General features: G+C 57.7%; 17 protein-coding genes. 6 read left to right on the top strand and 11 right to left on the bottom strand.

All coding sequences use genetic code 11. The features are described 5' to 3' along the window. Positions 1–43: 43 nt before the first annotated feature. The 5 genes from CLV84_RS12970 to CLV84_RS12950 all read right to left on the bottom strand — a co-directional run bounded on the left by CLV84_RS12970 (position 44) and on the right by CLV84_RS12950 (position 5,057). Positions 44–604, bottom strand: coding sequence for a hypothetical protein (locus CLV84_RS12970; RefSeq protein ID WP_104420215.1), 561 nt, complete (start codon positions 602–604; stop codon positions 44–46). A gap of 638 nt (positions 605–1,242) precedes the next feature. After that, complete coding sequence (locus CLV84_RS12965) at positions 1,243–2,199, bottom strand: septal ring lytic transglycosylase RlpA family protein (RefSeq protein ID WP_104420214.1); 957 nt, start codon at positions 2,197–2,199, stop codon at positions 1,243–1,245. 146 nt (positions 2,200–2,345) lie between these two features. Beyond that, positions 2,346–2,960 (bottom strand): inorganic diphosphatase, encoded by a 615-nt coding sequence (locus tag CLV84_RS12960; RefSeq protein WP_104420213.1) that lies wholly within the window; start codon positions 2,958–2,960, stop codon positions 2,346–2,348. Between the two features lie 25 nt (positions 2,961–2,985). Next, on the bottom strand, positions 2,986–4,176 hold the full coding sequence (locus CLV84_RS12955; protein ID WP_104420212.1) for a hypothetical protein: 1,191 nt from the start codon (positions 4,174–4,176) through the stop codon (positions 2,986–2,988). Positions 4,177–4,214: 38 nt separating this feature from the next. Then, complete coding sequence (locus tag CLV84_RS12950) at positions 4,215–5,057, bottom strand: M90 family metallopeptidase (RefSeq protein WP_104420211.1); 843 nt, start codon at positions 5,055–5,057, stop codon at positions 4,215–4,217. Positions 5,058–5,220: 163 nt separating this feature from the next. Here CLV84_RS12950 and pepT point away from each other — a divergent pair, with 163 nt between their 5' ends. The 3 genes from pepT (at position 5,221) to CLV84_RS12935 (ending at position 7,850) form a co-directional block, all read left to right on the top strand. Continuing rightward, positions 5,221–6,450 (top strand): peptidase T, encoded by a 1,230-nt coding sequence (gene pepT / locus CLV84_RS12945; RefSeq protein WP_104420210.1) that lies wholly within the window; start codon positions 5,221–5,223, stop codon positions 6,448–6,450. Next, positions 6,450–6,878 (top strand): hotdog fold thioesterase, encoded by a 429-nt coding sequence (locus CLV84_RS12940; protein ID WP_104420209.1) that lies wholly within the window; start codon positions 6,450–6,452, stop codon positions 6,876–6,878. The genes pepT and CLV84_RS12940 overlap by 1 nt, the downstream gene beginning before the upstream one ends. Before the next feature lie 219 nt (positions 6,879–7,097). After that, positions 7,098–7,850 (top strand): helix-hairpin-helix domain-containing protein, encoded by a 753-nt coding sequence (locus CLV84_RS12935; RefSeq protein WP_104420208.1) that lies wholly within the window; start codon positions 7,098–7,100, stop codon positions 7,848–7,850. Between the two features lie 9 nt (positions 7,851–7,859). On the opposite strand, the gene CLV84_RS12930 is transcribed toward CLV84_RS12935, so the two are convergent. Continuing rightward, entirely contained in the window at positions 7,860–8,267 is a 408-nt protein-coding gene (locus CLV84_RS12930; protein WP_104420207.1) for a PEGA domain-containing protein, read from the bottom strand. Between the two features lie 143 nt (positions 8,268–8,410). Here CLV84_RS12930 and glgB point away from each other — a divergent pair, with 143 nt between their 5' ends. Further along, a complete protein-coding gene (gene glgB / locus CLV84_RS12925; protein WP_104420206.1) occupies positions 8,411–10,366 on the top strand; it encodes a 1,4-alpha-glucan branching protein GlgB in 1,956 nt (651 codons plus the stop codon). A gap of 14 nt (positions 10,367–10,380) precedes the next feature. Here glgB and CLV84_RS12920 read toward each other — a convergent pair whose 3' ends face one another. The 5 genes from CLV84_RS12920 to CLV84_RS12900 all read right to left on the bottom strand — a co-directional run bounded on the left by CLV84_RS12920 (position 10,381) and on the right by CLV84_RS12900 (position 15,672). Continuing rightward, positions 10,381–11,499: a lactonase family protein gene (locus CLV84_RS12920; RefSeq protein WP_170067695.1), complete on the bottom strand. Its 1,119-nt coding sequence runs from the start codon at positions 11,497–11,499 to the stop codon at positions 10,381–10,383. Positions 11,500–11,541: 42 nt separating this feature from the next. Beyond that, positions 11,542–11,763 carry a hypothetical protein gene (locus CLV84_RS12915; RefSeq protein ID WP_104420204.1) on the bottom strand — a complete coding sequence of 74 codons (222 nt, stop codon included), beginning with the start codon at positions 11,761–11,763 and terminating at the stop codon, positions 11,542–11,544. 87 nt (positions 11,764–11,850) lie between these two features. Beyond that, on the bottom strand, positions 11,851–12,165 hold the full coding sequence (locus tag CLV84_RS12910) for a hypothetical protein (RefSeq protein WP_104420203.1): 315 nt from the start codon (positions 12,163–12,165) through the stop codon (positions 11,851–11,853). Between the two features lie 177 nt (positions 12,166–12,342). Further along, positions 12,343–14,352, bottom strand: a complete 2,010-nt coding sequence (locus tag CLV84_RS12905) for a TonB-dependent receptor family protein (RefSeq protein ID WP_104420202.1) — start codon at positions 14,350–14,352, stop codon at positions 12,343–12,345. Between the two features lie 42 nt (positions 14,353–14,394). Then, positions 14,395–15,672 carry an arginine deiminase family protein gene (locus CLV84_RS12900; RefSeq protein WP_104420201.1) on the bottom strand — a complete coding sequence of 426 codons (1,278 nt, stop codon included), beginning with the start codon at positions 15,670–15,672 and terminating at the stop codon, positions 14,395–14,397. Between the two features lie 305 nt (positions 15,673–15,977). Between CLV84_RS12900 and CLV84_RS12895 the strand changes: the two genes are divergently transcribed. Together CLV84_RS12895 and CLV84_RS12890 are read left to right on the top strand one after the other, a co-directional pair. Continuing rightward, positions 15,978–17,315, top strand: a complete 1,338-nt coding sequence (locus CLV84_RS12895) for a glucosaminidase domain-containing protein (protein WP_104420200.1) — start codon at positions 15,978–15,980, stop codon at positions 17,313–17,315. 9 nt (positions 17,316–17,324) lie between these two features. Then, the gene (locus CLV84_RS12890) at positions 17,325–18,098 is read left to right on the top strand and encodes a hypothetical protein (RefSeq protein ID WP_104420199.1); all 774 of its coding nucleotides are present in this window, start codon (positions 17,325–17,327) and stop codon (positions 18,096–18,098) included. Position 18,099: the final 1 nt, after the last annotated feature.

Here is an 18,099-nt window from a genome sequence, read left to right as displayed (position 1 = left end):
TGTGTAAAAAAGCCGGCCGGAGTAACGGGCCAAAGCTTCTGGATTAAGGTTCTAGTGGTTTGGAGTGCGGCATAGGCTCCGTCGGGCTGACTACCAGCATGCCCTCGGGAGTACATTCCTCCACGATAATCATCGTTCCCGTAGGAAGGTCCAGGCCATGCCGGCTGCGGGCTTTCATTTCCCGTATTCCGCCCTTTGCCGCTACCCGTACAATTCCTTCTCCCTGAGCAGGGATTCGCAGATATACCTGCCCCACTTCCTGTAGGGTGTCTTCCGCTTGCCAGTTTACGTCCGCTTCCTGATTGAGCAGGAACGACACCACCAAAGACAGCAGGTAAACGGCAACTGCCCCGGCGGCGAGTCCGGCTAGCAAGGAGAGGAAGGGATTAGATGATGTAATCAGGAGGAGCCTCGCCGCCCACGAGCCGACGGACAAAAAGGTAAGTGCGCCCTTGATGATTCCTACCCCACCCATGCCGACCGCCGCTTCACCATCTACGTCGGCATCGACGTCAAAATCCATCCCGCCAAAGATTCCCGCCAGCAGCAGGACGATTAGTAAACCACCGGCAATAAGGGATATGTAGGTGAGTACGATGACCATGGGTGAAGCAGTTTAATACATTATAAACGCTGCCCACGGCAAATCGTGCCTATCGATAAAATCACCCTTGTCGAATTATCCTTTTATTTGGTCTATGACCGAACCCCAATCGGTCAGAGTAATCCGCTTTTCAACGGGCGTCGAGCCACCGGAACGGCTTTTGCCGCCTGCCCCGAACACTGCCCCGGGTGAAGGCGTAAAATCGACATCAGAGACCGTAAACAGGGATATAAAGTCCTTGCTACAAAAATGCCCCATACACATACATACAGGCTACATTATCCCGAACCGAAGCAATTGGTGGTCTCGTGACGGATGGAAAATAGCTGGGTTGGATGCTGAAATCAACCGTAGAGAAGAAATAAAATTACCCCCACCATGAAGAGTATCGCAGCAGGTTGCAGGGGGGCGTGCGATTGATTAGTCATAGAAATGATGATTATTTGGAAAATAACGGCTGTACTACGGAAATGTTACCTAAATGGCCTTTAAACACCAGTTTATGACGGCAACAGGCATCTATAATAGATTATAATTTCCCAACCACCAACTATCCAGGAAGATTTAATTTCCGTCGTCAACAACAAAGGGCGCACGGCAATGCCGTGCGCCCTTTGTCAAGATTGCTTGGACGTCGCCTACAGCTTTGACACGATACCCGTTATGTTGTACTGCCCGGCAATATCGCGGGCCGCTGCCTGGGCATCGGTCAGGTTGAGGTAAGTGCCGGCAAATACCCGATTGATCACCTCACCGTCTTCCTTCGTTATGGACCGGTAATAGGCATTGTCCAGGCCTTTCTCCTTAAGCTCCTGCACCCGCTGCACGGCATAAGCCTCGTTATTGTACGCTGCTAGCTGAACCGTGAAACTAGCTTGCTCGACGATATCATCTCCGCCCCGCGACTGGCGGCTGTTGGCTACGGTTGGCGTCGGTGGAGTCACCGTGCTTTGGTAGGCAACGGCTTCGCCCTTGGGAGCTTCCGAGATAGCGGGAATGGGCCCTGGAGAGGTCACTTCCCGGCTAAATACGCTTGGGCGGGCGGCTTCGGATTCCGCTGCTGTTTCCGGACTTACCGGCTGCGGCGCCAAAACGGCACTAGCGGCGGGTAAGGCCACGTTTTCGGCTGCCGAGGTGGCTTCCCCCTGAGGTACGGGGTTCCAGTTGCTGAAGCCATCCCGCTCGATGGTGACCGCTGCCTTTTCACTCATTCCGAGCTGGTGAGCTGCGGTGTTGCTTAGCGTGACCACGCAGTCGGCACATTCCTGACCTCGGTCGGTAATCCGGACGACCACCGAACGGCCGTTGCTGATATTGGTAACCCGCAGAAGGGTTCCGAGGGGTAAGGCGGGATGGCTTCCCGTGAGTTCGTTAGCCCGGTAAATCTCCCCGTAAGCCGTAGGCGTACCATCGGCGTCGGGCGCATAGATTCCGGCTAGACCACCCTGCTCCTGCCCACTCTTGATGTCATCTGCGGGGACAATACGCTGTATCTCCTTAGGATGAGCGGCCGCAGCCGGCTTGTCCCACTCAAAGCTTTGGGCGCTGAGGGCGGTAACCGAGAGAAGTAAACTGAGTGAGAGTAAGCGTTTCATCGATGGTAAGTAATTAGGGTAGTTAGGCAAATTAAGACGCCTGAGGCTTGGTATGGTAACGGTAGATGCGGTGTCATTTCCCGGGACAATATAACCGAGAAGCCCGCCTTTTGCTCAATCGAGGAGCTTCTTTACCGTGAATTTAACTATTGGTTGTCGGTTTGCCACTTTCGCACTTCCCGCCACGCGTAGGCTTCGTCTTCCCAGCGGAGGAGCTCCGTAACGTTCGGACCCTTGTAATTCAGAAACCAGGTTTCAATGATGCGTTTGGCCGCATCGTTGCCGAGGGTAAAATCCAAAAAATTTGTCACGTCCAGGGTCCGCTGTTCGGGGTCGGCGGCTACGGCAATGATCTTCGTGTCAATTTCTCCCCGGTCCCGCAGCATCAGGGCCCCGATGGGAATAACCCGGAGTTGCGTTCCCGTAGGCACGCTTTCCCCGATCACCAGTACGTCCAGGGCGTCGCCGTCTCCCCCCCGGCTTTTGTCCATAAGGGTAGAAGGAACGAAGCCGTAATTGCCGGGGTACGGCAGAAAATTCACGATCCGGGTACTCCCGTCGGCCAGGGTGTCATTTACGTAACCGCTTCCGGGGTGGTATTCAATCTTGTGGTTCGTACCGGCCGGAATCTCGACGACCATGTTCAGGGCTTCGCCGTCCGTACTGGGTAGCGTATAGGGATCGACGGTGGCCACGGTATCCACGGCCGGTTCGGTAGTACAGGCGAACAGAAAGCAAAGGGCGTAAAGGTAAAGGCGCATGCTGATGGATTATCCGACGGTCATCTCAGGGCTCGAAATACCCGACCGTCCCGCCTACCCAGGTTTTCCCCTCGTTGTAGCGGACGCCGATCATCTCCCCTTTCGATAGCCGGACCAAGTTATTGACCAAAGTTGGCCGCTCGCGGTCCGGAGGCCAAAGGTACATCATGCGCAGCTCCACCCGGGCGGGTTCATCGGGAGTTTCCACGATCGGCGCGTAGGTTACCTTCCGTTGCAGAATGTAGTGCTCCGGCCGCTCGAGGGCTCGCAGGTCCGCTTCGGTGGGGTAAAGATTCACCCCCATACCCGCAAAGCTGTATAGCGGCTTCAGCACGTAATTGGAAAGATCCTCCGGATAGCTATCCAGGTCGGAAACGAAGTGCGTTTCCGGCACGTACGGACTATCCAGGAACGGCAGGCTGAACTTGCTGATGAGAAAAAACCAGTTCGGATGGCCCGCCCATTCCACTTCGGCATCCTCGATGAGATTGAATTTGCGCTGCAGATCCGTTCTGGCCTTCAGTTCGTCAAAAATGACCCGATTGAAGATCCGGAGCACCCGCGTCCGTTTACCGTCGCGATGGTAGTAGAGCTGACCGTCCTCGAGGTCCACCTCGCTGATGCACACTTCGCTGATCCCCAACTCCGCACAGGCCACCACGAAATCGATGCGGGTAGTCTGTCCTTTCGGATCCACCTCCAGCAAAATGACGTTTTCGGGCGGGTGGCCGTTCAGGATCGTGCTTCGCAGCAGCTCCAGGTAATCCGCATCGCTCGATCCGTCAAAGCGGGCGGAAAATCCTTCGGGGATGGTGAAAAAGCGCCGGAAACTGCGGTCGAGTAAACCCTGGAAGAAGTAAAGCGAGGGGAACCCCTGCACCTCCACCAACTGCGGCGTGAGGCTGCCATCCTCGGCGCGGCAGACGCCGAAATCAAGTTGCAGAAACAACGGCCGCTCGTCCTGGCGGGGAACTTTTTCCCCGGGCGGAATGGCACGGGCGGCCCGTTCGGCATAGTCCGGCGCCGTGACCGTGGCAATCACGTCGTCACACGCCTGAAATACGCGTTCACGAAACGCGCGGGAAAAGAACACCGGCGTTTCCGCCACGTGAAATTTTGGATCGTGGTTGTACTGCCCGCCCAGCCAACTAAGCATGGCCCGGTAGGCCTCATTGGTGAAGGTATCGTTGTAGCGGCGGCGTATGGCTGGTATCATGGATTAGGTAACCGGCCCCTTGAGTACATGTTTGCGCGCTATTCCGGCGTGGTAGCCACCGGATCCTGGTGATTCACCGTACCAACCCCGCCGTCGTGGTCGAGATCCTGGTGAAAGATGCGCTCCATCAAGGAAAAGAGCTCCGGATGCTTGCTCGCAAAGGCAGCGGGGCGGTTAAAGAAGTACTCCGCGGCCACCGCGAAGAATTCGGCTTTATTCGTCAGAGCGTAATCGTCGATATCGGAATTTCCCTGCTGGATCGCCGCCATCTCGGAGCGAATCATCTCGACCCACGGGATCAGGTACTGGTTATCCAGGAAGTAATCCGGTATCCCGTCCGTCTCCCCGTCGGCCTTGTCCAGCAAGTGGGTAAATTCGTGGATCCCCGTGTTGCTCCTTCCCGCATTGTCGAATCCGGCTCGCAGGGCGTGTTGGGAGAGCAGGAGCTTGCCGTTCATGTAGCCGCCACCCACCATTCCGGCTATCGTACGGTCCGCTCCTTCGGTAGCGAAGGTCTCCTTATTGAATGTGTTGGGATACAGGAGCACCTCCCGTAATTTCGGGTACTGGTTCCAATCGTCGAAACCGAAGGTGGGAATGATTCCGCTGGCGGCTACCAGTACCCGGTCGAGCTCGGTCACCTCCGTGTCGATACCGGTAATTTGTACCCGCTGGAAGAAGAAGCGCATCCGTTCCTGGAACCGCTTCTTGTCGTCTCGATCCAGTGTCTTGTAGAAGGTTACTTTCTTACGCAGTAACCGCCGCCACTGTTTCCGGAATTCCGGCAGCGGCCCCAGTGGCTCGTCTCGGAACAGGTAATAGATCAGTCCGCCGGCCAGGGCCAGGACGAGAATAGCGACGAAAGTAGCGGAGTAAGTCATTGGGTGGTGCAGGTCAGGGGTGGGGCGCCGGAGCGCGGGTGCAACGTAACTCAGTTAATGCCTTGAGTTCGGGCAAATGTTCGATCCTCCAACCGCCGCTGCCGGACGGGCGGCAGATTCTTTTGTGCATTCCCGCTGTCGCGCCGTCCTGCTATCTTGCGGCATGCAAGTTCTAGATCGCTTCCTGCGCTACGTCGCCATAGATACCCAATCGGACCCCTCCTCCGACACCCAGCCTTCTACGGCCAAGCAACTCGACCTCGCCAGGGTACTGGTGGAGGAGCTCCGGGACCTGGGCGTGATGGACGCGGAGCTCGATCCGCACGGGTACGTGTACGCGACCATACCGGCCACCCCGGGCCACGAAGCCGCCCCCGTCATCTGTTTTTGCTCCCACATGGATACCAGTCCCGATGCCAGCGGCACGAACGTCAAACCCCTGGTGCACGAAGCTTACGACGGCAGCGATATCGAACTACCCCTCGGCAACCGTGTCATCCTGCGGGCGAATGACTTCGAAGGATTGAGGGAGAATCTCGGCCAAACCATCGTTACCTCCAGCGGTGATACCCTGCTTGGCGCGGATAACAAATCCGGTATCGCGGCGATCATGGCCGCGGTGGAATACCTTTTACAGCATCCCGCCATTCCCCACGGCAAGCTGCGCATCCTCTTTACTCCGGACGAGGAGATCGGACGGGGTGTCGACGCCGTGGATATGGAGAAGCTAGGCGCCGATTTTGGCTACACGATCGATGGGGAGGCGCGCGGCAGCCTGGAGGACGAGACCTTCAGCGCCGATGCCGCCACGATCACCATCGAGGGCGTGAGCGCCCACCCCGGCTTCGGTAAGGGTAAGCTGGAAAACGCGGTGAAGATCGCCGGCGACATCATTGCTGCCCTGCCCCGCGGCGGGCTCAGCCCGGAGAGCACCGAGGGAAGGGAAGGCTTCCTACACCCCGTAAGCATGACGGCCAAAGCGGAACATGCACGTATCGACTTCATCCTACGGGATTTCGAAACCGACCAATTGGCCGACCATGCCGCCCTGTTGCGTTCGATCATCGGGGAGGTGGCCCCCCAATACCCTAGCAGCCGCATCACCTTGCAAACTAAGGAGCAGTACCGCAACATGAAAGAAGTGATCCGCCACCATCCCCGGGTAACGGAGCTGGCCGAAGCGGCAATCGCATCCGTTGGGCTTCCGGTACGTAAAGCGGCCATCCAGGGCGGAACCGATGGGGCACGCCTGAGCTTCATGGGCCTCCCCTGCCCCAACATCTTCGCCGGGGAACATGCTTTTCACTCTCCGTACGAATGGGCCAGTGTGTCCGAAATGCAAAAAGCCGCGGAGGTTATCGTAGCCATCAGCCGCAAAAACGTCGAAGCGTAATGATCTGGAAAACGCCCCCCACCCTAGCCGGCATGAATGCCATGGGACCGAATACCCTCGGCGCGACGCTGGGCATGCAATTCGTCGATTTTGGCGACGATTACCTGGTGGCGGAAATGCCCGTCGACGACCGGACGGTCCAACCCTTTCGCTTACTTCACGGTGGTGCGTCCGTTGCCCTCGCGGAAACCCTGGGTAGCGTTGCGGGCTTTCTGGCCCTGGAGGACCCGGATAATTATATCGTCGTCGGGGTAGACATCAACGCCAGTCACCTGAGAAGCGTCGGCGAAGGAGGCCGCGTCACCGGAACCGTCCGTCCGGTACGGGTGGGAAGAACGGTACAAGTCTGGCAGATCGAGATAACCGATCAGCGTGGCAAACTGGTGTGCGTGTCCCGTTTGACGTGCCAAGTGGTCGCAAGACGATAAATATTTTACGTTTACCCATTACTTTCCCATACCGTCAATTATTGGGTCCGAACGGGAGGATAGCATCGGTTTAACTAGCAGTCACCCCTTCCTTCGGAACATTTTACGGGTGTAAACCTGGAAGGCTGACTCACGTTCCATACGTAGCTCCTGCGTTCGGCGCCCAACGCTTTGACGGTCAGGCATTAGAGTTATAATTTTACCATAAAGACACCCACGATGATTAAGTCCAACTACGTAAAATCCAAAAACCAGTACAAGGTTTCCTTCGAGATTCCCCAGGAACGGGTCGGTGAAAACCGCGACGTTCGTGTGCTCGGCACCTTTAACGACTGGAGCTGGGAAGAAGGCCTCCAACTGAAGAACGGAAAGAAAGCCTATACCGGAACCACCGAGCTACCTGCCGGCCACTACCAGTTCCGCTACCTGATCGACGGGCATCACTGGGCGAACGACGACAGCGCCGAGGCGTACACCGACAGCGGCCACGGCTCCGAGAATTGCTGCTTCTCGCTGGAGCAAGTTGCCGAAGGGGAGCAGTCGGGGAAAGCACCCGCCGCCAAGAAACCGACCGCGAAAAAAGGAACCGCTAAAAAGAGCGATGCCATTCAGGCCGCCAATTCCGCACCGGCGACTAAGCCCGTAGTCACGCCAAAAAAAGCCCCCGCGAAGAAAACGACCGCGAAAAAGGCAACCACCAAAAAGGCTTCTACCGCTCAGGGTGACGATTTGAAAAAGATCGAAGGCATCGGTCCGAAGATCGCGGGTCTGCTCAACGAAGCCGGCATCATGACTTACTCGGATCTGGCCAAAGCCAAAGAGAATCTGCTCGCCGACGTGCTACAGAAAGCCGGAGCGCGCTTCCGTCTCGCCAAGCACGATACCTGGCAGGAACAGGCTAAACTAGCCGCCGCCGGTAAAACGGAGGAGCTCAAGAAGATGCAGGACGAACTGAAGGGCGGTCGCAAGTAACCCTTCCGATTAGTCCCGGTTCGTATCGGCATCCGGGTGGCGAATTCCGTCCGGCAAGGGGTACATTTCCATGTAGAAACTGTTGTATTCCAGGCGGTTAATCGCCCCGGTAGCCGCATCGATGATGAAGCCGGGCCACCATAGTAAATTGATGAAGGTCACGCCGTTTACCCGGTTCCGCAGGAGCTGGGTGGACGGCTCGTGCCCGTCCAGCTCGTAGGTGACGTAGCGGGGCTTCAGGCTCCGGGGCACGCTGGTGCGCAACGGCGTCCGTCCGAGGAAGTGGTCATCCAGGTAAACCGCCGCGCCCCCCGGCTGGGAATCGAAGAAAACCTGGTCGGTCGTACCGGAAAAAACGGTCGCACAGTTACTGCAAAGGGTGACAAGCAGGATGAAGAGGGGTAAAGGTGTACGCATGGGAGTGGATTTGTTGTTTCCGAATATCCGTCCTGCGCTTTAGAAAACCACCCTGGCGAACTAACTATAGGATGCAATTAACATCCATGGGCTTTTCACGTTACCACCCTTAACTCATATTAACTTTTAAACCCGATTCCCTCGTGCCGAATTCCGTAATTTCTCACTCCCTCTTCACCGACTACGACATCAATCTATTCCGTGCCGGAAAGAATTTCCGCATGTATGATAAACTGGGCAGCCACGTTATCGAGGTCGACGGAAAAACCGGGACTTACTTTGCCGTCTGGGCCCCCAGCGCCAAATCCCTCAGCGTAATCGGCGACTTTAACGGGTGGGATAAAAGCGCCCATCCCCTAAGCCCCCGGTGGGACAGCAGCGGAATTTACGAGGGTTTCATCGAAGGGGTCAAGAGCGGCACCGTTTACAAGTACGCGGTGCAGGCACAAAGCGGCGATTGGCTGGAGAAGGGCGACCCCTATGCACGACTTTGGGAAACGCCGCCGAAAACCGCCAGCATCGTATGGGATACCTATTACGAATGGGAGGATAAGGAATGGATGGGGAATCGGTACGAGCACAATGGAATCGATAGCCCCTATGCCGTATACGAGGTTCATTTGGGGAGCTGGAAGAAAACCGAGAAGAACGAGAGCCTGAGTTACCGGGAGCTGGCTACCGAACTGGTGGACTACGTAAAGAAGATGAACTATTCTCACGTGGAATTCCTGCCGGTCATGGAGCACCCCTACTTTCCGAGCTGGGGTTACCAGATTACGGGGTACTTCGCTCCCAGCAGCCGCTTCGGTGGACCCCAGGACTTCATGTACCTCGTGGATAAGCTCCACGCAGCGGGAATCGGCGTTATTCTCGACTGGGTACCCAGCCACTTCCCCAACGATGCGCACGGATTGGCCCAGTTTGACGGTACCCACCTTTACGACCACGCCGATCCGCGCAAGGGCTTCCACCCCGACTGGAAAAGTGCCATTTTCAACTACGGCCGGAACGAGGTACGTTCCTTCCTGATCTCCAATGCCTTATTCTGGCTCGATCGCTACCACATCGACGGTTTACGCGTTGACGCGGTGGCCTCGATGCTTTACCTCGATTACAGTCGTAAGCAAGGAGAATGGATTCCAAACCAGTATGGCGGTAACGAAAACCTCGAAGCCATCGAATTCCTACGGGAATTCAACGAGACGGTGTATCGGGAATACCCCGACTCCATGACCATTGCCGAGGAATCGACCGCCTTTAGCGGGGTCAGTCGCCCTACCTACATCGGCGGACTCGGCTTCGGTCAGAAATGGATGATGGGTTGGATGCACGATACGCTCAGCTACTTCAAGAATGACCCCGTCCACCGGAGTTACCACCATGGCGAGCTGACCTTCTCCCTGGTCTACGCCTTCACCGAGAACTTCATGTTGCCCCTGAGCCACGACGAAGTGGTCCACGGCAAAGGGCCCATCATCGACCGGATGCCGGGGGACGAGTGGCAGCGTTTTGCCAACATGCGCCTGCTCTACGGCTACATGATGACCCACCCGGGTTCCAAGCTGAACTTCATGGGCAATGAATTCGGACAAAGCACCGAATGGAGCATCGAAAGGGGGATCGACTGGAGTCTGATCCAGTATAAACCGCACGCTACCCTCCAGGCTTTCGTTGCAGATCTGAACAAGATTTACCGAACCACCACCGCCCTTTACGAGAACGCCTACGACCAACAAGGCTTCGAGTGGATCGACATCGGCGACCACCAGAACAGTGTACTGAGTTATCTGCGCCGTGGCAAGGAAGCGGATGACGTCATTGCGGTCATTCACAACTTCACTCCCGCCGTACGAACGAAGTATCGGGTAGGTATGCCGTTCGAAGGAAAGTATGCGCTGGTCATCAACAGTGACGACGAGCAGTATGGTGGAACGGGAAATTATTCCCAGGAAACCATGGATTCCGTTCCGTCCGAATGGAACGGTCGTCCGAACCACATCGAACTGACCTTGCCCCCCCTGGCGACGCTGGTTTTTCGTTTCCAGCCCGAAGGAAAGAAAGGGAAAAAACCCAAGGCCAAGGCCGCTGCCAAAAAGTAGCAAATAGCCGTAAGCTAAAACAGAATGCAGACCGGAATGGGGGCCGTCGTACTGGTTACGAAGTCCAACATTCCGGTTTCTTTGTTTCGGCTGAGCGTGGTGATGTTCTTCGAGCGCTGATTGGCTACCAGCAGGAAATCTTCCTGGGGAGAGAGGGCGAAGTTCCTCGGCCAATCTCCGGCAACGGATTCGTACTCGAGGGGGGTTAGCGCGCCGGAATCCTCGTCGACTTCGAAAACGACGATGCTGTTATGGCCGCGATTGGAACCGTACACGAAGCGGCCATCGGAACTGACATGGATATCCGCGCAGAAGCTTTCCCCGGTAAAGGCTTCTGGTAACGTCGACCAACTCTCAACGACTTGCATATGCTCACCTTGCCGCGACACCTGGGTGACGGTACTATTTAATTCATTGATGACGTAGATCCATTTCCCATTCGGGTGGATAGTCAGGTGGCGGGGGCCGGCTCCGTCCTCCATCGGGATAACGGCGGGGTCGGCGGGAATTAGTTCACCGGACGCGTCGTCTATGCGGTAGTACCACACTTCATCCGTTCCCAAATCTACGGCCAGCACTTCGCGGCCGTCGTTGATGAAATAGGAAGAATGCGCGTGAGGCTCCTCGGCCCCGCGTTGCCGGTGATCTGCTAAATCGAGCGGTTCGCTGAGGTTGCCATCGGTACCCAATCGGAGGAGTTCCAGGTTCCCCGCCGTGTAGTTTGCTACCGTAACGTATCCGTCTTCACTGACGTTAACGTGGCAGGACCCCTCTCCTCCGGCGGTTTGGCGGTTCTGGAGGATCAGACTGTCTCCCTCGGCGGCAAAACTGACCACGCGGCCGGGTTCCCCGTTCAATTGCTCCACGGAAACCAGGATAGACCGGTCGTTATTGTAAGCGATGAAAGACGGGTTGCTGGCTTCCGCTACCCTACCCTGGTTGGTCAGGCTACCGTCTTCTTCCAACCCAAAGCGATAAATACCGGGTTCGTGAACGCCGGCGTCGTCGTAGGTACCTAAAAGGAAGGTAACGGGAACGTTTGCGTTAGCGGCTGGCTCCGCTGCGGGCGCGGGCTGCTGGGCGCAGGCCATGAAGATTACAAGCGGGAGGATCAGAAAAAAGCAAGTGCGCATAGCTGGCTGGTACGAACACATCGGATGTGTCAGGTAGTGAAATTAGGAAATACGGGAATAGCTGCCCACGTAAAATCCGGTCAAATTACCACTTTCCACTAATTCATTGCGTCCGCTTTCTAGGAGCTTTCTGCCGAGGGTTACGTTGCAGATGCTTTCTTCCGCATGCGTGAAATCGGCGTATTCATAATGAGAACTATAGCCCCACTCCCCGGGGTGATCAACGAGTTTGGCCGCCACGGGATTGAAATGCAGGTAGTTCAAACCGTGGTGGAAGGGGCGATAATGATGCTTGCACCGGGTGTGCTGTTGAAAGCGGGAACCGGTAAGATGAAAGGTGTGATTGTACCCCTACGTAAAACCCATCAGTATTCGGCGGATGGCCTCGCTGATGGCGTCGGTCGGCAGGCGACTCATGACCTTATCGTCGAACTTCAAGATCACATCCAACGGATCCGTTGGTGTCAAAAGAAGGTGAAAGTGATTGGGCATGATGCAGTAGCCGAGTAGGTGAGCTGCGGTCGCCAGGTTCGACCTTACTTTGCCAAGGAAATACTGGTATTGCCCGTGCTCGGTAAACAGTGTTTTGCGATCGTTGGCGCGGTTGTATAAGTGAAAAACCGGGGGGAGACCGCCCATTTCAGTCAGAGAGGTGGGAGTAAGCATTAGGGATATGTTGTTGATCCCGCAATGACGTTGGCTTCACTCGCATGTGGTGAGAGTGGGGTTAATTCTCTTGTTTTGCTGAAAATTTCGACCTGACACATCGGATGTCTGACAAAATGTCGCACCTGACACATCCGATGTCTAAGCCGATCGCAATCGCCCTAACCAACCGCCCTCTTACAAACTAGCCCGCGCCCCCAAGAACCAGTTCCGCCCCGGCGCCGGCTGGTAGTACCGCCCCCCGAACTGGGGGTTGAGATCGTTGCCGAAGCTCATCGCCTGATCGAGCAGATTGCTACCCCCCACGTACACGTCGAGGCGCTTTCCTGCCCAATCGCCCCGCCAACCGAGGCGGGCCCGGAGCAGATGATACGCCTCCCCGAACACCGAATTATCGTCGTTCAGGGGGATGGCGTCGGTATAGTTCTCCGTAAGTACCGCATAGAAGCCCGCCGGAAGGGAAGCCGTCGCCTCGAGGTTAACTACGTGGGGGGCGGTACCCGGTAGCGGATTGCCGGAGTAATCCTCCCCCGAGCGCTCGTAGCTACCGTAGGAAAAGTCGTGGTAGGTGTAGCTGCCGTAAAGGTCGAGCCACAGGGCGGGCTGGTAGCGCAGGGCCATCTCCAGTCCACGCTGATCGGTGCTGCCGGCATTCCGGAACAGCTGGGTGCCCCGCGCGTCGGAATAGGTGCTGATGGCGTTGTCCAGGCGGAGGTAGAATAGGGCCAGTTCGTACTCCACCAGCCCGTTCCATGCGCCCTTTGTGCCGATCTCGTAATTGGTGCCCCGTTCCGGCTGCAACGACACGTTGATGCTTCCCTCGTTGGTCCGGTATTCATCGAGGGTAGGCGGACTGAAGCCGCTGCTAACCGTAGCGTACACGCTATAGCCGCCAAAATCGCGCAGTACGGAGATCCGCGGACTCGCCACCGGCTCAATGCTGCTCTCCGTGATGGCCGGGGTGGCCGCGGCGTCGAAAGTGCGATCCACCCGGTAGCGAAGGTCGTTGAAGCTCAGCCCCAACGCGAATCGCCAGTCTCCGAGATCATAAGCCGCCTGGGCGAAGAGAATGTACTGGGTGCTCAGGATTTCATCGCTAAAATTCAACTGGGAGGGGGTACCCGTTTCGTTTCCGAAGTTGTTGGCCATCCGCATCTGCAGCTGCGTTTCGGCGCCGGCGCTGAGCTTGAGGATGGAGCCGGCCAACGGGAGGGTGTAATCAAAGGCTGTACGCCCGCCGGTGCCGAGATTGGTTTCCCGCTTGTAATCGAAGTTAAAGGGGTGATCGAAATAGAAACCGGTACCGTACACGGTGGTTACGTTGCTCCACCGCCCCCGCGACCAGTCGTGGGTGAGCCCCAGCAGCAGGTTATCGTAGTTGATGCTCGCCTGCGTGGTTTCGCTGCCGGGCCGTGCCTGCCTCCGGTCGGCGGCGTACTGCTCGGCGTTCAGTCCGCCGGGAAGCTCGTAGTAGAGGTTGGTGTAGAGGGCGTGAAGCTGCAAGCTGCGAGTCGTTCCCATACGCCAGCGGGTCGAGAACTGGGCCGTTTGCCGGCTCAGGGCGCTTTGGGCGCGGTACCCGTCGGTTTGCTGGTGCGATAGTCGCAACTGGTAGGACGGCTGGCCGTTGGTGCCCCTGCCGTTGCCCGGTCCCCATTGCACCTGCGCGCCGGCGCGAAAAAAACCGTACGAGCCGCCCGCCACGCCGGCATCGGCGTGGCCCTCCAACGTATCCGTAGAGAACAGTAAGGTGCCCGCCGTACCCGCTCCGTAGAGGCTGCCCGCCGGACCGCGGATCAGCTCCACGCGATCGATATTCGCCACGTCCAGAAAATTGAGCGGGGTATCGCCGCCCGGCTCGGTAAAGGGAATGCCGTTCCAGTAGATTTTGATGTTGCGCACGCCAAACGGGCTACGCAGCGTACTGCCCCGTACGCTGATGCGGTAGCTGCCCGGGGCGCGTTGCTCGAAGCGGACGCCCGGCAGCCGGTTCATGGCCGGCAGGAGGTCGGCGGTGGGGATCAGCTGCAGTTCCCGCTCCTCCAGGGTACTGACGCTCGCCCCCACCCGGTAACTGGCCACTTCGTCGCGGAAGGCGGTCACGGTAGCGTCCGGGAGGGTATAGAGGGTATCGACCTGGGCGCCGACCGCGCCGGAGATCATCAGCAGAAAAAGGACTCGGTACATGCGGGGGATTTCTACCGAAAGCGCTCCGACCCCGAACTTGTTTTATCCTCTTGCCGACCTGGCGGGAATTCGTTCCACCGGGCAGGTCATGCAATGGCTCCCGCCCCGCCCCCGGCTCAACTCGGCACTGGGCAGGGTGATGATGGTTTTACCCAGCGTACTGACGTCCAGTTCCCCGCTGCTCACCCGATCCAGTACTTCTTGCGCCGTTACGATGGTGTAGCCGTTCCGCGCCAGGGTTTCCGCGGTCACGGGATTGCGGTCGTAGGTGAGGGCGATGCCCGGGGCTATCGCCACGAGATTGCAGCCGTCGGTCCACTGTTCCCGCTCCTGGAAAGGACTGCGACCGTTGCCGGCGGCGATGAAGTTGGCGTCCGCATCGATTTCCCGCAGGATGCACTCTTTCAGGCTGGTGTAGTGGGTGGTTTTCCCGTTGCTTCGCCACACTTCCACGCCGGCCTGTCGCCCGCCCTCGGAAATGATGGGCTCGAAACTGACGTAATCGTGGGCGTCGATCTGGGTGAAGATGGTATCCAGGTGCATGAAGCTTCGCTCGGAGGGTACGCTGACCCGAACAACGTTTCGGACCACCCCGCGGGCAAAGAGATCGTCGGCTAGTTGGCGGATGCTGTACGTGGTAGACCGTTCGCTGTCGCCGATGAGCAGGTAATCCCGGTGCAGCAGCATCACGTCGCCCCCCTCCAGGTAGACCTTTTCACCCTCGCGGCTCGGAGGAAATTTATCCACGTCGTTCAGGTTGATCACCCTGCCGCTGTTCCACAGATCGGCGAACATGGGGTGCCCGACGATCACCATGCGGGTCAGAAAGTTTTCCCGGCTGCGTGCCTGCTTGGCGGCTTTGGTGACCAGCACGTGGTCGTTGATGGTCACGGCGATATCGCGGGTAAAAATAAAGTTCGGGATCGGGTCGAAGAGCACGCGATCCTCGTGGGGTTCGTAGCCGGTGATCAGTACGTTGGCCAACTGCTCGGGGGTAAGCGCCCGGAGCTTTTCCACGTAGGTCTTGGGCAGTTCCTCCCAGTTGACGATCAGTTCCAGCAATTCCGCGGTCACTTTCGGCGCGGCGGCAATGGCTTCGGCGAGGAGCGTACCGATTTCCAGCACCCCGTCCGGCCCCAGAAACGCCCGCAGCAGGTCGGTGAAAACGTCGTGCTCCTCCTGCAGTCGGGGAACATAGACGATATCATCGAATAACAGCTCTTCGGCGCGGCGGGGCGTGATGGTGGAGGTACCGGCATCGGGGCGGTGGATGATGACCCGGTGCAGGCGGTCGATCTCGGAATGTACTTGGATAGGCATACCGCGAAGGTAAAACATGGGGCGCCGGAGCGCGGGAACGGATGAAATCCAAAAAAAAGCTAAATTTTCTGGTGCTATCCCAAGAAGCTTCGGAATTTCGCCGTTACCGAGGTATACCCGGCACGAAGTGGTTTGAAGATTTAGGTCGCCGCTATATTCGTTCAGATCGAGGCAGCAAACGTAGGCGACACCTAAGTGTCGGCGAGGCTTGCTAACGCTGAGCTGGACGCAGATAGCAAGAGATAAACGCCCAAACTACTTCGTAACGGGTATAATGTCCGTCTAACTACCCGATATATACCGCTATGAAACCTTTCGTTTGTGCACTACTCTGTCTGATTACCGCTAGTAGCCTTTCCGCCAACCTCCCCTTTACCTGGACGGCGGAGGAAAACAGCGAACAGGAAGCCTACATCGAACGCTTCAAGCGGATCGCGATGGAGGAAATGGAACGTACCGGCGTGCCCGCAAGCATCAAGCTGGCCCAGGGGATCCTGGAAAGCAACTCCGGGAAGAGCTACCTGGCCCGCACCGCCAAAAACCACTTCGGCATCAAATGCGGCAGCAACTGGAAGGGGGATGCCGTGTACCGGGAAGACGACGATTACGACTCCTCCGGCCGGCTGACCAAAAGCTGTTTCCGCCGCTACAACGACGCCGACGCGAGCTACGTAGCCCATTCCGAGTTCCTGCGCGACCCGAACAAGGCGTTCCGCTACGGCTTCCTGTTCCGCCTCGAACCGACCGACTATAAAGGCTGGGCCAAAGGACTCCGTAAAGCCGGCTACGCTACCAACCCCCGCTACCCGGAGCTGTTGATCACCCTAATCGAACGGCACCGGCTGGACGAATACGACGTACCCGGCGAGATCGACCCCATCGACCTCGAGGTGCCGGTGGAGGACGCCATCACCGGCATCCTGAACACCAACGACGTGAATTACTACGTAAGTCAGGCGCCGGTGAACCTGCAGCAGGTAGCCCAACAGGTGGACGTGAGCGTTCGCCGCTTACTCGATTACAATGAAAAGCTGGTATCCGAAAACCAGACCGTTGCCGCCAACGAGCGGATCTACCTACAGAAAAAACGGCGGTCCTACCGCGGTTCCGAGCGCTACCATACGGTAATGGCCGGCGAAGACCTCTACGACATCGCCCAACGCTACGGCATCCGGGTAAAAAACCTGGCCCGCCGCAACCGCCTGGGCGAACAGGCCCGCCCGGCGGCCGGCGAACAAGTCAAGCTGCGGGGCTGGCGGGTACGCAATCCGCCCGATCTGACTCGAAACGGCGCGACGCCCGATCCGGTCAACCCGATAACCAGGCCCGACCGGACCATCGAACCGGCGACCACCGATGACGACGGGTTCCTGGATATGGGGGCGCCCATCTCTCCCAATACGCCCATCCCCGAACCCAAGCCCCGGCCCACGGTAGAACCGGAACAGCCCGTCGTCACGCCGCCGGCCACTACCCCACCGACGAGCCCGAACCAACCCGCTACGGTATACCACGCCGTAACGGCCGGGGAAACCCTCTACGCCATTAGCCGGCGCTACGGGGTCACCGTCGATGCCATCCGCCAACTCAATGCCCTGACGGGAAACACCATCTCGGTTGGTCAACAACTGCGGATCCGCTAATTTGCGGGCATGCACCGCTTGCTCACCCTCTTTCTGCTATTACCCTTCTGCATGTCCGCCCAACTTCTGGACGAGGACGACGGGGTGTACGGGGAGGACTGGGGCGGCTACCTTTGGGGTATCCGGGGCGGATTCAGTCTGGGAAGCCAGGACTGGTCCAACATAGAAACGGAGCTCAACCTGGGGTTTCACGGCGATCTGTTTCTGGAATCCATTCCCGCCCAGGGTACCTTCAGTTTCTGGGGCAGTGTTGGCTACCACCAGCGCGGAAGTCGCATCAGCCGACGGCGGGCGATCACCTTCCAGGGAAACGGTGTCACCCTGCCCGCGGACGACTTCGTTTTCAACAACCTGGTGCTTAGTATCGGGGGGAAGCAGGTAGTGGCTCCCCTCGGGTTGGGGGATGCATATTACCTCATTGGCGTACGGGCGGAATACAACGTGGGGACGAACCTGGAGGAATACGACCTACTGAGCACGACCCAGGGCATCGCCTTTCGCAGCGCGTACCCACTGAATTCCTACGAATTCATCAATCGCTTCACGTATGGCGCTACCGTAGGTGGAGGCGTTATCCTGCCGCTGACCGAACGTATCGGCGGATTCGTGGAGCTCACGGCCCAGCCCGATCTCAGTTTCCAGTATAATCAGGGGCCCATCAATAACGTGGTGGACCCATTCGGCAGTGGCAATACTACCCTCGGGGAACGCGCCATCCGCAACTTCACCATCGAGATCAGTCTGGGACTACGCTTCCTGCGCAAATGGCGCTACATCGATTGAC

Origin of the sequence: Neolewinella xylanilytica, from assembly GCF_002934605.1 — a bacterium.
GTDB lineage: Bacteria > Bacteroidota > Bacteroidia > Chitinophagales > Saprospiraceae > Neolewinella > Neolewinella xylanilytica.
This window is presented reverse-complemented; position numbering and strand designations above follow the sequence as displayed.

Bases quoted from the DNA above. Each gene is read 5' to 3' on its own strand.
- CLV84_RS12940 (WP_104420209.1), top strand. From the start codon at position 6,450: ATGATCTGGAAAACGCCCCCCACCCTAGCCGGCATGAATGCCATGGGA.
- CLV84_RS12935 (WP_104420208.1), top strand. From the start codon at position 7,098: ATGATTAAGTCCAACTACGTAAAATCCAAAAACCAGTACAAGGTTTCC.
- CLV84_RS12950 (WP_104420211.1), bottom strand. From the start codon at position 5,057: ATGACTTACTCCGCTACTTTCGTCGCTATTCTCGTCCTGGCCCTGGCC.
- CLV84_RS12960 (WP_104420213.1), bottom strand. From the start codon at position 2,960: ATGCGCCTTTACCTTTACGCCCTTTGCTTTCTGTTCGCCTGTACTACC.
- CLV84_RS12905 (WP_104420202.1), bottom strand. From the start codon at position 14,352: ATGTACCGAGTCCTTTTTCTGCTGATGATCTCCGGCGCGGTCGGCGCC.
- CLV84_RS12895 (WP_104420200.1), top strand. From the start codon at position 15,978: ATGAAACCTTTCGTTTGTGCACTACTCTGTCTGATTACCGCTAGTAGC.
- pepT (WP_104420210.1), top strand. From the start codon at position 5,221: ATGCAAGTTCTAGATCGCTTCCTGCGCTACGTCGCCATAGATACCCAA.
- CLV84_RS12910 (WP_104420203.1), bottom strand. From the start codon at position 12,165: ATGCTTACTCCCACCTCTCTGACTGAAATGGGCGGTCTCCCCCCGGTT.
- CLV84_RS12890 (WP_104420199.1), top strand. From the start codon at position 17,325: ATGCACCGCTTGCTCACCCTCTTTCTGCTATTACCCTTCTGCATGTCC.
- CLV84_RS12955 (WP_104420212.1), bottom strand. From the start codon at position 4,176: ATGATACCAGCCATACGCCGCCGCTACAACGATACCTTCACCAATGAG.
- CLV84_RS12970 (WP_104420215.1), bottom strand. From the start codon at position 604: ATGGTCATCGTACTCACCTACATATCCCTTATTGCCGGTGGTTTACTA.
- CLV84_RS12930 (WP_104420207.1), bottom strand. From the start codon at position 8,267: ATGCGTACACCTTTACCCCTCTTCATCCTGCTTGTCACCCTTTGCAGT.
- CLV84_RS12920 (WP_170067695.1), bottom strand. From the start codon at position 11,499: ATGCGCACTTGCTTTTTTCTGATCCTCCCGCTTGTAATCTTCATGGCC.
- CLV84_RS12900 (WP_104420201.1), bottom strand. From the start codon at position 15,672: ATGCCTATCCAAGTACATTCCGAGATCGACCGCCTGCACCGGGTCATC.
- CLV84_RS12965 (WP_104420214.1), bottom strand. From the start codon at position 2,199: ATGAAACGCTTACTCTCACTCAGTTTACTTCTCTCGGTTACCGCCCTC.